Annotated in this window: 13 protein-coding genes; all 13 read right to left on the bottom strand. The window is 40.4% G+C overall.

All coding sequences use genetic code 11. The features are described from left to right. Positions 1–3: 3 nt before the first annotated feature. Positions 4–1,437, bottom strand: coding sequence for a GntP family permease (locus AC4QJR_RS02415; protein WP_496525152.1), 1,434 nt, complete (start codon positions 1,435–1,437; stop codon positions 4–6). 439 nt (positions 1,438–1,876) lie between these two features. Then, positions 1,877–3,112, bottom strand: a complete 1,236-nt coding sequence (locus AC4QJR_RS02410; RefSeq protein ID WP_496525151.1) for a Zn-dependent hydrolase — start codon at positions 3,110–3,112, stop codon at positions 1,877–1,879. Positions 3,113–3,628: 516 nt separating this feature from the next. Continuing rightward, positions 3,629–4,651 carry a galactose/methyl galactoside ABC transporter permease MglC gene (gene mglC / locus AC4QJR_RS02405; RefSeq protein WP_098570979.1) on the bottom strand — a complete coding sequence of 341 codons (1,023 nt, stop codon included), beginning with the start codon at positions 4,649–4,651 and terminating at the stop codon, positions 3,629–3,631. Between the two features lie 12 nt (positions 4,652–4,663). Continuing rightward, on the bottom strand, positions 4,664–6,169 hold the full coding sequence (gene mglA, locus AC4QJR_RS02400) for a galactose/methyl galactoside ABC transporter ATP-binding protein MglA (protein WP_098570980.1): 1,506 nt from the start codon (positions 6,167–6,169) through the stop codon (positions 4,664–4,666). Between the two features lie 231 nt (positions 6,170–6,400). Beyond that, positions 6,401–7,462, bottom strand: a complete 1,062-nt coding sequence (gene mglB, locus AC4QJR_RS02395; protein ID WP_496525150.1) for a galactose/glucose ABC transporter substrate-binding protein MglB — start codon at positions 7,460–7,462, stop codon at positions 6,401–6,403. Positions 7,463–7,703: 241 nt separating this feature from the next. After that, complete coding sequence (locus AC4QJR_RS02390) at positions 7,704–9,290, bottom strand: response regulator (RefSeq protein WP_496525149.1); 1,587 nt, start codon at positions 9,288–9,290, stop codon at positions 7,704–7,706. Next, positions 9,265–10,749 carry a sensor histidine kinase gene (locus AC4QJR_RS02385; protein WP_496525148.1) on the bottom strand — a complete coding sequence of 495 codons (1,485 nt, stop codon included), beginning with the start codon at positions 10,747–10,749 and terminating at the stop codon, positions 9,265–9,267. Before AC4QJR_RS02385 ends, AC4QJR_RS02390 begins: the two co-directional genes overlap by 26 nt. Next, positions 10,746–11,747 carry a sugar-binding protein gene (locus AC4QJR_RS02380; protein ID WP_496525147.1) on the bottom strand — a complete coding sequence of 334 codons (1,002 nt, stop codon included), beginning with the start codon at positions 11,745–11,747 and terminating at the stop codon, positions 10,746–10,748. Before AC4QJR_RS02380 ends, AC4QJR_RS02385 begins: the two co-directional genes overlap by 4 nt. Positions 11,748–11,855: 108 nt before the next feature. Continuing rightward, positions 11,856–12,848, bottom strand: coding sequence for a LacI family DNA-binding transcriptional regulator (locus tag AC4QJR_RS02375; protein ID WP_496525146.1), 993 nt, complete (start codon positions 12,846–12,848; stop codon positions 11,856–11,858). 3 nt (positions 12,849–12,851) lie between these two features. Next, on the bottom strand, positions 12,852–13,910 hold the full coding sequence (locus AC4QJR_RS02370) for an aldose epimerase family protein (RefSeq protein ID WP_496525145.1): 1,059 nt from the start codon (positions 13,908–13,910) through the stop codon (positions 12,852–12,854). A gap of 79 nt (positions 13,911–13,989) precedes the next feature. Further along, positions 13,990–15,474 carry a UDP-glucose--hexose-1-phosphate uridylyltransferase gene (gene galT / locus AC4QJR_RS02365; protein WP_496525144.1) on the bottom strand — a complete coding sequence of 495 codons (1,485 nt, stop codon included), beginning with the start codon at positions 15,472–15,474 and terminating at the stop codon, positions 13,990–13,992. A gap of 11 nt (positions 15,475–15,485) precedes the next feature. Then, positions 15,486–16,475 carry a UDP-glucose 4-epimerase GalE gene (gene galE / locus AC4QJR_RS02360; RefSeq protein WP_496525143.1) on the bottom strand — a complete coding sequence of 330 codons (990 nt, stop codon included), beginning with the start codon at positions 16,473–16,475 and terminating at the stop codon, positions 15,486–15,488. After that, the gene (locus AC4QJR_RS02355) at positions 16,476–17,657 is read right to left on the bottom strand and encodes a galactokinase (protein WP_496525142.1); all 1,182 of its coding nucleotides are present in this window, start codon (positions 17,655–17,657) and stop codon (positions 16,476–16,478) included. Positions 17,658–17,690: the final 33 nt, after the last annotated feature.

Here is a 17,690-nt window from a genome sequence, read left to right as displayed (position 1 = left end):
TCATTAAATAATCCCAAATAAAGTGTAGAGACCAATAACAAAGAATACAGCCACGGTTTTTATGATCGTAACAGCGAAAATGTCGCGATATGATTGCTTGTGTGTTAATCCAGTAACAGCCAGTAATGTAATAACAGCACCGTTGTGTGGAAGTGTATCCATCCCGCCTGATGCCATGGCAACAACACGGTGCATTACTTCTGGCGGAATATTTGCCGCTGCAATTGCCTGATTGTATTTATCAGCCATCGCACCTAATGCTATTCCCATACCACCAGAGGCAGAACCAGTAATCCCTGCAAGGGAACTAGTTGTTACCGCACCGTTAACAAGCGGATTTGTAAAGGTACTGGAAATTCCATCACTGATTTTTGTAAATCCAGGAAGAGCAGCAATAACCCCTCCAAAACCGTATTCAGCACCTGTGTTCATGGTTGCAAGCAATGCACCAGCAATACTTAGGTTTAATCCTTCTTTAAAGTTTACCTTTACTCGCTTCCAATCAAAAGCAAGTGATGTAATAATCCCAACGACTAGAGCCATTTCAATTGCCCAAATCGCGGCAACAGTAGGAACATCTACTACATACGCTTTTAGACCAATGGCGGAAAAATCAAAACCGTTCGGATACCATTTTGGAATGTATGTGATGAACAATTTATTGGTAACCCCTACTAATATAAGCGGTACAAACGCCATTATTTGTTTTAAAACAGATTGCTGAGAAGTTAAATCTGGAACCGCGGTTTCCTTCTGATTGGCTTCAGCCAATGCTGCCGCATTCTCTGTTCCGAACCCAAAGTAACCTTCTCCTGCTTTTGCAGCCTTCTTCCTGCGTGTTTCAAGATATAAGAGCCCTAGACCTAAGACAAAAATAGCACCAATAATTCCAAGAGTTGGAGCGGCATAAATATTTGTTTTAAAGAATTGAATAGGGATTACGTTTTGAATTTGCGGTGTTCCCGGCAGAGCATCCATGGTAAATGTGAAAGCACCAAGCGCGATTGTCCCTGGGATTAAGCGCTTAGGGATATTCGCTTCCCTGAACATTTGAGCAGCAAACGGGTAAATAGCGAAAACAGCTACAAATAAACTGACACCGCTATATGTTAAAATGGCACCTAATAATACGATGGTTAGCATCGCACGTTTTGCACCAAGCCAGCGGACAATTGTCTTAGCGATGGATTCAGCAATCCCTGACATTTCAACCACTTTACCAAAAATCGCTCCTAATAAGAAGACCGGGAAGTAAGATTTAATAAATCCGACCATTTTTTCCATGAAGACGCCGGAAAAGAACGGTAATACATGGCTGGGGTCCACAAGTAAAACAGCTAAAAGTGCACAGATGGGAGCAAATAAGATAACAGAAAAACCCCGATAGGCAACAAACATTAATAGTCCAAGCGATAAAAGAATAATCAATAATTGCATTTAAATCCCCCTTTTTAAGTTTGAATTGAGCTTCAGCCCCTTTTAGTAAGCGCTTGCAAACTGAAGTTCACTTTAATATTTGCAAGTTCCATGCCAATTCTATTTGTTAATTTTTAAAAATATAAATTTTCAGTATTATCACACTATGATTATATTAAATTTAAACCGTGCTCTCAATAATCCACCATTGTACCAATTTCATATTCCGTAATTCCGGAAATTATTTACGCTTTCGATTCCGGAAAAGCGGATTTTTTCCGCATTTCTGGAATTTATTTTAAAACTCAATAACTGTGCAGCCAAAAACGTTTAAAGAAAACTGGAAATGGTAGTTACTAAAAAAGTACATTTATTCTCCCTTTTTACACTAAACTCCTACATAAAAAGACCCTTCCGCATTGCAAAAGGGTCTTCCTTAAAATCTATGATTTGTCATTTCTTATTTCGACAGCATGGTCAAAACTGTATCCAATAAAACATTAATCCCCTTTTCACAGTCTTCCCACGTCGTTAATTCCTCTTCACAATGGCTCTTGCCATTAATGCTTGGAACAAAGAGCATCGCAGTAGGCACGAAGCTGGCAATGAACTGGGCATCATGTCCTGCACCTGAAACCATTTTTCGGTTAGAATATCCGAGTGATTGTGCGGACTCTTCAAATAGTTGACAGATCTCTGGTTGGAACCAGACTGTGTCACGCTCCCATAATTTTGTTGTTTTTACCTCACAGCCTTCATGAAGTGAAGTTAAACTCGGAAGTGATTCGATAAAGTTTTTAACCGTACGGACAATTTCCATATCTTTATGGCGCGCTTCTAGAGTAAAGACAACCTTGTTCGGAATGACCGTATGAATGCTTGGGTACACACTCACCCTGCCAATCGTGAAGACTAAATCTTCATCCAATCCCCCTAACCGCCTGCGGATTTCATTGATTAAGTTATTGGCAGCAAACAGGGCATCCTTTCTCATATTCATTGGTGTAGTACCGGCATGGTCGGATTCTCCCGTTACTTCAATCTCATAGCAGGCCATTCCCACCACACATTCTACAACACCAATCGAGAGATCCTCTTTTTCAAGAATCGGGCCTTGTTCTATATGGAGCTCCAAAAGGGCCGTTGCCTCTTTCAACCGATTCCCTACTTCGCCTTCGTACCCGCTTGCCTTTAAAGCCTCACCAAAGGTAACTCCCTCTGAATCTACCTTTTTCAGCATTACTTCCTTATCAAATTTACCAGAGAGCACCCCTGATGCCATCATCGATGGTTCGAACCTTGCCCCTTCTTCGTTTGTAAAATTAACAATGGTAATTGGGATTTGTGGTTTTATTTGATTCTCGACCAACGTTCTGACTACTTCTAACCCAGCGACAACCCCCAGCACACCATCAAATCGGCCGCCTTTTTTTACCGAATCCAAGTGGGAGCCAATCAGAATGGGCGGCTTATCTTCAGTCCCAGCTAATGTCGCATACATACAGCCCATATCATCTACCGTGACTGTCAGCCCTAACTCCTCGCAGCAAGAACGAAAATAATCTCTTACCCGAATATCTTCTTTTGATAACGAAAGCCTTGTGACTCCATTGTTTTCTGTCCGGCCAAAGTTTGCAAATTGTTCTAATGTCGTTTTTAGTCTTTCTCCATTAATCAATAACTTTTGTCGTTGCATGATTAAACACTCCCTTTTTTTTTGAGTGAGATTACGAGAATGATTCATTGGTTAATAAATCTCATGGAGGATTAAAACGGAATTTTGCGGAATATGAACATTATGCAGCTCTTGGACCTAAATTTTGCTCATCTGAAGGCTGTGTTAAACTTGTCTGTTGATTTCCGTTCCAGGCACTTCTCTTTCCGCGGGCGTGCCGGGGAGCCTCCTCGTCGCTTTGCTCCTGCGGGGTCTCCCCTGCCCCGTACTCCCGCAGGAGTCTTCGTGCCTTCCACTCCAATCAACAGAGTGCTAAAATCAACATTAACCTTTAACACAGCCTAACTCTAAAATTTATGTAAATATTCAGTCAATACCTTTATTATACACCACGGCCAAGTCCTGTCATTAGACAAAACATCAAATACCACCTACAAAATATTTGATAGTTTGTATAAAAAAAGGTGTCAGGCACCGCTCGTGGACAACTGTCCACGAACGGTGCCTGACACCAAAACTGACGCCAAAACATTAAATTTATTTTTTCTTTGCGTGTTTGCGCATGTCGAAGGCTACTGCTACGACGATGATTAGTCCTTTTACGATGAATTGGATGTATGGACTTACGCCAAGGAAGGCTAGACCGTAGTTGATGATTTGGAATATTAATACCCCGGTTACTACGCCTGGTACCGATCCGATACCACCTGATAGTGAAACCCCACCGACTACGCAGGCTGCGATGGCATCTAATTCGTACATGTTTCCAGTATTGTTTGTCGCACTGCCCACACGCCCAGCTTCAAGTGTACCTGAGAAGCCATATAATAGGCCGGCAATCATATAGATAATAATCAGGTTTTTTGCAACATTAACACCTGAAACCTTTGCTGCTTCAGGGTTACCCCCGATTGCATACATGTTTTTACCTAATTGTGTCTTATTCCAAATTACCCAGATAACTGCAGTGGTTATAATTGCATAAATAACTAGATAAGGAAGTTCATAGGATCCAATTGGAATCCCGCGTTGGGCAAAGGTTGTAAATTTTTCACTTAATCCACCGATTGGCTGTGCACCATAAGGCGGGCGGTCAAAGTAAATCGAAGTGATCCCGTAAACACCGATCATCATACCTAATGTTGCGATAAACGGCGGTACATGTAACTTGGCAACAATCACACCATTTAGTGTAGAAATTAAACCCGTTGCAATCATAGCAATTAAGATTGGTACGATTAACGGTAATTCTGGAAGGTTCGGATACATTTTATAAGCATAATCACCAGCTTGCAGCATAGATGCAGACACAACAGCAGCGAGTCCGACCATCCGTCCTGCGGATAAGTCTGTTCCAGCGGTAATCAGAATTCCGGCCATCCCTAGGGCAATAATAATCCGGGAAGAAGACTGACTAAGGATATTGATAAGATTTGTTACTGATAGAAAGTCAGGAGAAGCGATTACGATTCCAATGACTAGCAGGATTAAAAATACATATATCACATTATCAAAGAGCAACTTGGTTATACTGCCTTTTTGTGCGGCTGATTTATTCATTTGCATCTCCTCCTAATACAAAGCTGCTAAGCTCATGATTTCTTCTTGGGATGTTGTTGCCGTTTCGACAATCCCAGCTGCTTTACCATTACTCATAACCAAAATTCGGTCAGAAACGCCCAGAAGCTCTGGCATTTCTGAAGAAATCATGATAATTCCTTTTCCTTCAGCAGCTAACTCATTAATTAACTGGTAAATTTCGAACTTCGCCCCAACGTCAATTCCACGTGTCGGTTCATCGAGCAATAAAATTTCCGGTTTGGTTAACAGCCAGCGTCCAATAATGACCTTTTGCTGGTTACCACCTGAAAGACTGCCGATAGATGTCTTTTGTGATGGGGTTTTTACTTTCATCGAATCAATCACCCATTGCGTATCGTCAGCAACTTTGCGGTCGGATAGGAACCCGCTTTTAGTTTTATATTGCTTCATGTTTGAAATGATCGAGTTAAAACTGATACTCAAATCAGGGAAGATCCCTGTTGATCTTCTTTCTTCCGTCACAAGGGCAAAGCCGTTTTTGATAGCATGCTGCGGCGAATGATTTTTGACCACCTTGCCATTTAATTCAATCGATCCTGATGTGATCGCCCTTATCCCAAACAGTGCTTCAACAACCTCTGTCCGCTTGGATCCAACTAAGCCGGCAATCCCTAATATTTCGCCTTTTCTTAGCTCAAAACTTACATTAGAAAAAGAAGGTTGTGTTTCTGCCGTCAGATCTGAGACTTTCAATATGACCTCCCCAGGCTTGTTAGCCTTAGCAGGGAAGCGCTGTGATAAGTCACGGCCAACCATTAGTTTGATGATTTCGTCTGTGGTGAGGTCTTTGGCACTTTTGGTTGCAATATACTGACCGTCACGCATGATGGTTACTTCATCAGAAATCTTCAAGATTTCCTCCATTTTGTGAGAAATATAGATAATCGCTACATTCTCACTTTGCAGTCTTTTAATGATTCTAAAAAGATGATTTACTTCGGTTTCTGTTAAGGATGAGGTAGGTTCGTCCATTACAATAATCTTTGAATGATAAGAAACCGCCTTTGCAATCTCTACCATCTGCATTTCGGAAACGGATAGCGTACTCACCTTACTGCGCGGATCAATATTGATGTCTAAACTTTTAAATATCGCTGCTGTATCTTCATACATTTTCTTTTCATCTATGAAAATACCTTTTTTCGGATACCGGCCGAGCCAGATATTATCCATAACATTCTGTTGACGGACCTGATTTAGTTCTTGGTGCACCATCGATACGCCATTTTCAAGTGCCTGCTTTGAATTGGCAAAGGAAACCTCTTTTCCATCAAAAAGGATTTTCCCTTCATCCATCGAATAAATCCCAAATAGGCATTTCATTAGTGTTGATTTTCCAGCACCATTTTCGCCCATTAAAGCATGGACCGATCCGGGCTTTACTTTAAGGGACACATTATTTAAAGCTAGCACCCCAGGGAATCGTTTCGTTATGTTTAGCATTTCAAGTAGATTGGTAGTTCTGGATTCTGACATGAGCGAACCTCCTTGTTAAACCATTTGAAGATATAAGACACTCATTAGGTGCCTTATATGAATTTTTTATTTAAATACGGTGTCCAGTTCCAATTTCGAAGGAGTCTTACTCCGAACGAAAGAAAAGCGTACCCTTTTCCTTCGTTCGAAGAGCGCCTTGGGGCTGTTTCAGCCCCTGGGGAAAAATGAACCCTTTTTTCCTGGACAAGGCGCTTCGACTGGATTTAGTTCTTATTTGTATGCGTCTTTACCCACTTGGATATTATCTTTTGTAATTTCAATGTAAGGAACACGTACGGCTTTATTATCATCAAGCTTCCATTCTGTTCCGTCTAATACGTCTTTACCGTTTGCTGCATTAGTTGCAAGCTCAATTGTTGCTTTACCTTGGTTTTTAGCATCGTTTAAAACAGTACCCACCATTTTGCCCTTTTCAATCATTTCAAGTGCTTCTGGAATCGCGTCAACACCTACTACTGGCATGAATTTATCGCCAGAGAAATAGCCTGCTTTTTCAAGAGAAGCAACTGCACCTAACGCCATGCCATCGTTGTTAGCAATAACAAACTCAATCTTGTCACTATACTTAGCTAACCAAGCATCCATTTTTTCAGTAGCTTTTGTTGCATCCCACATCGCAGTATCCATTGCTAATTCTTCTACTTGGATACCTTTTTCTTTTACAGTATCTACTGCAAATTTTGTACGTGCTTCTGCATCTGGGTGCCCTGGCTCACCTTTTAATAGCACGTATTGAAGTTTTCCATCTTTGTTTTTATCATATTTATCTTTGTTAGCTTCCCAAGCTTTAGCAATCAGTTGACCTTGAAGAACACCTGATTCTGAAGAGGTCGTTCCAACATAGTAAGCTTTATCATAGCCCTTTAGTACGCTTGCATCTGGCTCTTTGTTGAAGAAGATAACTGGAATATTTTTTGGCTTCGCTTTATCGATAATCGTTTGAGCCGCTTTTGGATCAACTAAGTTGATTGCTAGAGACTTAGCTCCTTTGGCAATAAGTGTATCCACTTGCTCAATTTGTTTTGCTTGGTCGTTTTGAGAGTCATTCAACATCAGCATTGCTTTGCCATCTGCGGAAGTCTCCATTGCTCGACGAACGTAGGACATAAAGTTGTCATCAAATTTGTAAATGGTTGCACCAACAGCTGGAAGACTGTTGTCCTTGCCTGATCCAGAATCCTTACCACTTGTCGAATCACTGCAGCCTGTTGCTAATAGAATACTAGATGCAACTGTTAAAGATAGAATTAACCCCTTTTTCTTTTTAAACATGTTGTCATTCTCCTTTTACTATTTAGTAAGACCCTGGTAAGCAGCACATCGCTTCGCTAACCTTAGTGTAAGCCCTTACACATATGTTAGCATGGAGGGATTCCCCTCAATAGGTCAAAAGTCTAGCACTAATTTGCGATTATCTAGACTTTTTTGCAAACGCTTTATTATAAAAAATTTCTTCTTTCCACTAAAAATTGACCAATCCACGAATGCAGATTGGTCTCATAAGCAAGAAATATTAGCCTACTGTTACTTTGCGAAATTCAGTTGGCGATAAGCCAGTGTGTTTCTTAAACACTCGGCTAAAATAGTTTGGGTCCTTATAGCCGATGGAGTAGCATATTTCCTTCAAGCTTTTTCCCGGATCAACCATTTCAGCCTTAGCATGTTTAATTCTTATTTCCGTTAAATAATCAATAAAGGTCATTCCGAACCGATCCTTAAATAATTTACTAAAATAGAAAGGACTAAGTTCCACATATTCCGCTACCTGTTCCAATGTAAGAGAATCAGCATAGTGAATTTCGATATATTCCTTTGCTTTATGCAGCATTCCCTTGGCATGATCATTTCTCCAAATCTGAACCTGATGAACCACCGCCAATAAATGGGCTTTCCCTTTTTCGAAAATCGCCATAATATCTTCAGACTCTTCTATTGCAGGTGTTCGTTCATAGCTAATCCCTAAATCATGAAGCATTCGTGAAACGAGAATAAACATCTCGTCAAAGGCTTTTTTTACTGAGGATCCTTTTATATTCTTATCCTCAGCCAGCATCTCTGCGAACGATTCAAAAATGAACAATACTTGATTGACGTCTCCCTGTCTGACAGCCTCTAATAGCTTTTTCTCAATCTCTAATACTTCTGAAGAGGAGGACAGTTCAGCCGAGCCTTGTTTCACTGCAAATAAATACTTACGCTCGGGGGTCTTTGCCATCTGCTGCAAAGCCATAAGTGCTTCAAGATAGGACTTATTTAGCTCATGGGCATGATTATATGGAAGTCCGACTCCAATCCTTAGCTCAGCATGATAACTCTTTTTTTCAAAAAGTCGGTTCAGGTTATCGATGACAGCCAGTGCATTAGTTTTAAAATGGACCTTTTCCGTTGCTTTTTTACAAAGGAATAAAACAGGTACTTGTGAATTTGTTAGCGGGCCAACCATCACTTCCTGTTTCATCATGACAGAATTCAGGGTATCCTTAAGCCATAAATACCAGTTCTGCTTTTGATCTGCGGATAATTCAGTCATTCCTTTCGGCCGCAGCGAGAAAAGCATAATATACCCTGAAGTAATTTCTACCCCCAAGAGCTGGCCCCATTCATCAAAAGTGATATCCTGAACTTGATTTACTAAAACCGTCGATACCCATTCTTTTTGCGCGATGGATACTGCACGATCCAGGTTATCTCGTAAACTTTGTTGTTCTTCTCGCTGTTTGCTTTCTTCAAGGATTTCAGCACAAACTCGCTCTAATGCCGCAAGTATATCTTGCTTTCTGCTTGGTTTTAAGATGTATTCCTTAACCCCCTGTTGCATTACTTCTTTCGCATATTCAAATGTATTAAAGGCGGAAACCATAATAAATCGAATCGAGGGATTGATTTTTTTTATAGCTTTGACCGCCTGTACACCATCAATCCCTGGCATTTTTATATCCATAAAAATAATATCTGGTCGGTGTTCCGTGGCCATTTCAATTGCGATTCTTCCATTGGGGGCTTCTCCAATGACCATTACGTCCTCCGAAGATCGGTTAATGATTTTCGTTAATGCCGTTCGCTCCAAAATTTCATCATCCACTATAAGTATTTTTAACAAGTACACTTCCCCCTTTGGCGACGCCCGGAATTGTTAGTCTAAAATTTGTTCCGTACAGAGGCTTGGATTCAATTTCTACTATGTCATTTCGCTTATAAAAGAGTTGCAGCCTTCTGATCACATTTTTTACACCAATACCATTTGATTGACCTTTTGATTTATCCGGCTCGAACCCCTCTTCCAGTTCAGTACCTTCTACGTAAGTAAGCAATCTTTTTTTAGTGCTCTCATCCATCCCTGCCCCATTATCAATGACCTCCACATGGATCCGATCATTATGTTGGTAAATACGGAGCCTGATTACCCCATTCTCTTCGTAGGATTCTACTCCATGCATGAAGGCGTTTTCTACTAATGGCTGCAGAATTAAACTAGGGATTTCAATATCCAGACAATCATCCTCGATCTCCGTTATAAATGAAATCCGTTCCCCGAACCGGGTTTGTTGGATATAAAAATACTCTTGGACAATTCTTACTTCTTCTCTTAATGTTGATGCTTTATCGAAATCAGTTAAGTTATACCGGAGTATCGCAGCCACGGCTTCTATTAATCTCGAAGTCTGTTCTGCTTCTTCCAAATACGCCATCTTTGAAACCGTATTCAACGTATTGAACAAAAAATGAGGATTAATTTGGTTTTGGAGGCTCCGTAACTCCAATTCTTTAAGAAGCTTATCCAATTCAGACTTTTGTTTAATTTCAGTGACTAGCTGACGTAAATTGGTTCTCATTTGATTGAAGGTTTCTGTTAAAGGCTTTAATTCATCTTTTGTCGTAACCTTAATATCCTCACCTGATAAATTCCCCTTTGAAATTTGCTTTGCAGCCGCAGATAACAGACTAATTGGTTTTGTAATCCCGCCAGAAATCCAGAGGGCAAGCAAGGTACTAAGGAAAAAAGCTGCTGCAAATAGTGAGATGGACAATAGTTTATAGTAATGGTTCTGCTTCTCCATTTGAGCATAAAATTTTTGATAGTCAGTCAGTTTATTATTTAATAGTGCCAGCGTTCTCTCTTGGAGAAAGGAGGCGATTTTCAAAACTCCATTAAAATGATTGGAATAACTGTTTATATCATCCTTCTCGAAAGCACCTACTGTTGCATCGCATTCATCTAAAAAGCTATCAATCATGTTTTTATAATTAATATATGTAATATCATGATTGTCCATTTCTTCATTAAGCCGCTTTTGGTCAGTAATTAACTTGAGCTTTTCCTTCTTATAATCACTTAGATAAGAAGTTTCCTTATCTAAAAGATAGCCACGCAGATTTTCGGTAATCAAATTTGTTCTCTTTGAGATATCATTGAGAAGCAGAAATCGTTCAAAACTATCGTCATATTCCATAACTAACTTCTCACTGCTTTTATAGAAAAAGAAGCCGACAGATGTTAACAACACTACTAGGACAATGAAGTATAGGAGTAATTTCGAGCGAATTTTAAATAATCTCATTTTCTCTCTCCCCTTCGGTCCAGATGACTTAAGGGCAAATCCCCAACTCTCAGAATCTTCGTATTCGTATGGACGATAGGGTTAACGGATTTTCCTTCAATATGATCGATCATCATTTTTACAGCCCGATACCCCATTTCATAGGGCTCCTGCACTACAGTTGCGTTTATGGTTCCTCTGCGGATGTATTCCAATGTTTCTGGCAAGGTATCGAATCCAACAATATACATTTTTCCAGGTTTAACGAATTTATCGACTACTTGGGCAATCCCAATACCGTCTAATGCACTTGTCCCGAAAAAGGCATTGACCTCTGGATGGTCCTTAATAATCTGATATGCCTTTTCTGCCGCTTGGACTCTGCTAATTTCGGATTCTACTACATCGATAATATGAATGCCTTTTTCCCCTTTAACCGCATCTTGAAAGCCTTTTACCCGCTGTTTCTGATGGTTCGCATAAAATCTTCCAGTAATAATTGCGACATTAGCCTTTCCTTTTGTATCTTGAATCAATGCCTTTCCAGCGAGAAATCCTGAATAATAATTATCCGTGCCAATATATGCAAGTCGTTTACTATTCGCAGCATCTGTATCGACAGTGATGACTGGAATCCCGCTAGAAACTACTCGGTTAATTAGTGGAGTAAATTGTTCATCACTTAATCCTTGTGTTAAGATTCCATCCACCTTAGAGGCCGCTGACATTTCAATCGTCTTTAAATGGTCTTCAATATTCCCTTGCTTAGGCCCTGCATATTCCAACAGGACACCATATTTATCTGCAGCCGCTTTTGCACCTTGCTCTACAAGTCTCCAATATTCATTATCTAGCTCTTCAGGGACTAGAACAAAATGATAGTTATACTCTTTAGATTGCTTTTTCTCTGCAGGCAAATCATGCGTAAGGACCTTCGACCCATAAAAAACCGCAAATGAGCAGCTTACCACGAAGAATACAGCTCCAAAAATATATGCCAGCACCGATAACCTGCTCATGAATCCGCTCCCATTCCTGTACCTATCTAGTTACAAACATTATACGGAACATCCTATATTTCGACAATGGCAAAAAAACTCATCAAATTTTTTGATGAGTTCTCTTCTTTAAAAACTGCTATTCCTAATAATCAACTCTGTGGCAATAATTATTTTCTTGACTGTTTTTCTGCCTGCTATTCTCTCCAAAAGGGTGTCAACAGCGGTTTCACCCATAATTTCAGTATATACCTTCACTGTGCTTAAGGATGGGAAGACATATTTAGAGATGCTGATATCATTGACACCTATGATGTTCACACGATCCGGAACGGAAATCCCTTCCTCCAACAGTGCCCTTAATGCGCCAACCGCTAGTGAGTCATTACCCGCAAAAAATGCGGTGGGTAATTGATCCCCTGGATGTTCATGTATCGCCTTCTTCATCAACGCATGACCATCATCAGCAGTGAAGTTACCTACAAACATATAATCTTCATTGGGCATTCCTTTTTCTGAAAAAAAGCGCTTGAAGGTCAATTCTCTAGGGTCCTCAATAAAAGAGGTTTTATCCTTAAAGACTTCTCTGCCGCCGATATACCCGATTCTCTCATGACCCTTTTGAATAAAATAATCAAGCACTTTTTTAGTGGCTCGTTCAAAATCAATAACAATGGAATCAAACATATCTTCATCTGGTGAGGTATCCACAAAGACAATATTTTTGGTAATCTTAACGAGATCATTCACTTGCTTCCTGCTAAATTTTCCAATCGCAATCAGCCCTTGAATATCATCTTCCTTCAAATCCCCATAGTTGTCTTGAAAATACTTATCCACTTGAATCCCATGCTGCCGGCATTGGTTTTCAACACCCAGCCGGATGGACATGTAATATAAATCGTCAAGTTCTTCCTTTTCGGTATACCATTGCAAAAGAGCAATTTTACCCGCCTCTTGCTTGCGCGCAGTCTTCTTTTTATAAGATAGCTCCTCTGCCACTTCGAATATCCTTTTCTTCGTTTCATCACTGACAGAAAGAGTGGTGTCATAATTTAAAACACGGGATACCGTTGCAATCGATACCCCTGCAATATGTGCAATATCTTTGATGGTAGCCATAAATCAGTCTCCTAATGTATTAGCAAAAAAACGATACACTGTTCTGGATTGGTATACTTCCTCTGGATTTAAAATGACAGAAGGAAACTCTGGATGATGGATGGCATCAGGAAATCCTTGCGTTTCCAGGCAAACACCCAAATAATTCTCCGCTCTGACACCTGAAATAGAATAAGGACCTTCTAGAAAATTCCCTGTATAAAGGACGACACATGGCTGATCGGTCGTAATAAGGAGCGAGCGGCCGCTTTCTTCGTCGCTTAGAATCATCCTATTTTCTCCCTCTTGTCTAAAAACAAGTGGGTGGTCGTAACCTTTTCCGACAAGTACGTTTTGCGGATAAGATGAATTCAGCCCAGAACTCAACCTTCTGCCATACTTAAAATCAAAGGGGGTATTTTTAGAATCAATCAACTTACCAGTAGGGATAAGATCGTCTCTCAACTCTAAAAATCGATCACTATCTACCTTAAGAATGTGTTCCGAACAATCTCTTTTTATATTCCCACTTAAATTAAAATACGAGTGATTCGTTAAGTTGACTAACGTTTTTTGATCAGTTTTACTTTCGTAAGAAATATCGAGTTCATTTTTATTATTTAGAATGTACGTAACAGTGGTGTCTAGATTGCCAGGATAGCCTTCTTCTCCATCTGGACTGTGATAGAAAAACTTCAGCCCGACAGCATTTTCTTTCTCAATAATTTCAGTTTTCCAAATCACAGAGTTAAAACCCTTCTTGCCTCCGTGCAGATGATTGGGGTAGTTATTGTCTGCAAGCTGATATTCTTTCCCGTCCAATTCGAAACTTGCACCGCCAATTCTGCCGGCAACCCGTCCGCAAACTGCACCGAAATAAGGTGACCATTCTGTGTAATCTTCGAAGTTATCAAAACCAAGTACTACATTTTCAAAGTTTCCATGGCGGTCAGGGACGATGATTTTCGTAATGACACAACCAAAATTCAGACAAGAGACCTCCATGCCATAATCGTTGACTAAAGTATATTCTGTAACGGACTCTCCCTCGTAACTGCCGAATATTCTATCTAATATTTTCATCGATATCACTCCATATTTTTCAGAAAGTAGTTAATTACAGTTTCCCCTACACTAAAATCCCCAAATTCGATTCATTCTTTTATAAAGAAGTGATAAAACGCTGGAATCCTGCGGTCCCTGCCTCATCCCGCTTAAACACACCTGCGTCTTCCAAGACTCTTAAGAATTTCTTTCCTACTTCTTCTCTTACAAGGCGTTCGATATTCGCTTTATTAGCAATAACTTGATAGCGTGCTTTTAGCGCTTCTGCCCAGGCTAAATGGTAATCTGCTACATCTGATGCTTTACTTAGGATATAATTTTCTACTTCTCCGAGTTCAGCCTTTAATCGTGCAGGTAAAACAGCCAGCCCCATTACTTCAATTAGGCCGATATTTTCCTTTTTAATATGATGGACATCGGCATGAGGGTGGAAAATACCCAGCGGATGCTCCTCACTTGTTCGATTATTACGAAGCACCAAGTCCAGTTCAAAAACACCTCCATTTTTCCGGGCAATCGGTGTCACTGTATTATGCGGCGTCTCTCCGGTCCTCGCCAAAATTTCAAGCGTCGCATCACTGTAATTTTTCCATTGCTCAAAAATATGTGAACCCGCTTCAACAAGCGCGCTTATTTCAGGAGAACGAAGGCGAATAACTGACATCGGCCATTTAACCACGGAACAATCTACGTCTGGATAACCAGCCATATTAAATGTCCAGTCATCATCGGCTTTCGCCATCGCAAATTGATAATTCCCACCTTGATAATGATCATGGGTTAAAATCGAACCGCCGACAATTGGCAGGTCCGCATTTGAGCCCACAAAGTAATGCGGAAATTGTTCAACAAAGCTCAATAACCGTAAAAAAGACGAGGCACTAACGACCATATCGGTATGTTTTTCTGATAGGACAATACAATGCTCATTGTAATACACATAGGGTGAATATTGGAAGTACCACGGCTGATCTAATAGATTGATGCGAATCATTCGGTGGTTGGAGCGGGCCGGGTGACCAACTCTGCCTGCGTATCCCTCATTTTCAACACAGAGCAGACATTTCGGATAATCCGTTTTTTGCACTGACAGCTCGAGTGCAATACTTCTAGGATCCTTTTCAGGCTTTGATAAATTAATCGTAATATCAAGTTCACCATATTCTGTGGCGGTTTTATACTCGATATTGTTACGAATACGCTTCATTTGAATGTAATTGTTATTTTTACTTAACTCATAAAAATACTCGGTTGCTTCCTTTGGATCTTGCGTATATTTTTCATAAAACACTTGATTGATAGTGGATGGGCGTGCAGTAAAACAGTTCATTATTTTACTTGAAAAAATCTCTTTTTCATCAAATAAATCTTCAATGACCCCTTGATTGCAGGCATAGTCCACGATTAATTCAAGTAAATCCGGGATTTCAAAGTGATTGCTCTCCGCTAGTTCCTCTTCCTTAAACTCGGTTAGCTTAAGCAATGCCAAAATTTGATTGCGCGCATAGATTTCATCTTCCCGCTCGATTAATTGAGTGGTAATAGCTTGATTAATTAATTGTTGTAAAAGTTGATAAATCATTATGATCCCCTCTATTTCTGATATCCATTAGGGTGATGCTGGTGCCAGTTCCAGGCATTACTGATAATTTGTTGAATCGATGTTCTTGAAGGATTCCACCCCAACACCTTTTGTGCTTTTTCCGAAGAGGCAATTAACGTACTCGGGTCACCCGATCGACGCTCACCGATTCTCACAGGAATATCAATACCCGTCACTTCTTTAGCTGTCTCAACAATTTCTTTTACCGAGAATCCTTTGCTTGAGCCAAGATTGAAAACATTACTCTGACCGCCATTTTGTAAATAACGGAGGGCTAATATGTGGGCATCAATTAAGTCCTCGACATGAATATAATCTCGGACACAAGTGCCATCTGCCGTATCATAATCCTCACCGAATATCGTCACTGCTGGTCTTTTCCCAAGTGCTGCCTCCAGAATAACTGGAATCAGGTGAGTTTCCGGGTTATGGTCCTCCCCAATTTGTCCGTCACTTCTTGCTGATGCCACGTTAAAATAGCGAAGCGAAACATAGTTAAGGTCAAAAGCCTTTTCACACCAAGCCATCATTTTCTCCATAGCTAGTTTGGTTTCGCCATACGTATTCGTTGGAACGGTTGCAGCCTCCTCTGTAATCGGGACAACTTTTTGCTCTCCATAAACCGCGGCTGTTGATGAAAAAACGATATGCTTAATGCCAAACTCTTTCATCATTTCAAGCACGATTTGTGTTCCGTAGACATTGTTATCAAAGTATTTTAACGGTTCAACCATCGACTCTCCGACAAGGGAATTCGCGGCGAAGTGCAAAATTGCTTCAATACTTTCTTTTTCAAAAACAGAACGCATAGACTCGCGGCTGCGGATATCTCCTCTATAAAAATTAGCCTTTGGATGAACTGCCTCCTCATGGCCCGTTTGCAAATTATCGATGACAACGACTGAATACCCTTGATCAATTAACTGGTATACAGCGTGTGAACCGACATAGCCTGCACCGCCTAACACAAGAATACTCATTTAAATTGTCTCCTCCAGTCGAATTTCCTTCGCCCCATCACCAATGCTTGCTGCATAAAATTCTGCCTCGTAGCCAATCTTGTCCAGATAAGCAGCTCCTACGTTCTCAATAAAGTTATTAACTTCCCCATTTCTAACAATCGCAATTGCACAGCCGCCGAATCCTGCACCGGTCATTCGCGCACCAAGCACACCTGTCTGTTTCCATGCCGCTTCAACTAAAGTGTCCAATTCCACTCCTGTCACTTCATAGTCATCTCTTAGTGATACATGTGATTGGTTAACTAATTGTCCAAATGCTTCTAGATTTCCTAATTTAAGCTCTTCAAGTGCCTTAATTGTTCTCATGTTTTCGTAAACAGCATGCTTGGCCCGTTTGCGAACTGTTTCATTGGTAATCAGATATTGATTTTCATCAAACTCCGCTTCCGATAATTGACCAAGTGCCTCAATTGGCAGCTTTTGCTGTAGCTGCGCAAGTGCCTCTTCACATTCTCCTCTTCTTTCATTGTATTTCGAATCAGCTAATTCCCTGCGTTTGTTCGTATTCATGATTAATATTTTGTAATCTTCAAGGTGAATCGGTGCATACTCATATTTCAACGTTTGGCAATCTAGTAAGATACCTGCATCTTTCTTTCCCATGCCAATCGCAAACTGATCCATGATTCCGCTGTTCACGCCAATAAATTCATTTTCTACCCTCTTGCCTATCTTGATGAGATCAAGGCGCGGAATTTCTAAATTAAATAGTCCATTTACGAGCACTCCGGTTAAAAGTTCAATGGATGCTGACGAAGAAAGTCCTGCACCATTGGGTATATTACCTTGAATTACGCAATCAAATCCGGCTGGAATTTCATATCCTGCCTCGAGAATATAACGGACCATGCCTTTTGGATAATTAGCCCAATTATGTTCCTTCTCATAGTCTAGTTCGCTTAAAGTAAATTCAATGATTCCTTTTTCAGGAAAATTGGTAGAGTGGAGGCGAATCACTTTGTCTTCCCGCTTCCTTGCTACAGCGTAGGTACCGTAGGTGATGGCACATGGAAACACATGACCTCCATTGTAATCTGTATGTTCGCCTATTAAATTAATCCTTCCAGGTGCAAAAAAGGCTTGCTTTGGCAATACTTGAAACATATCTAAAAATACTTTATTAAGTGTGATTACATTCATTTTAAATTCCTCCAGCAGTCTTGGTCTTGTTAG

Source organism: Neobacillus sp. BP17, from assembly GCF_059579525.1.
This window is presented reverse-complemented; position numbering and strand designations above follow the sequence as displayed.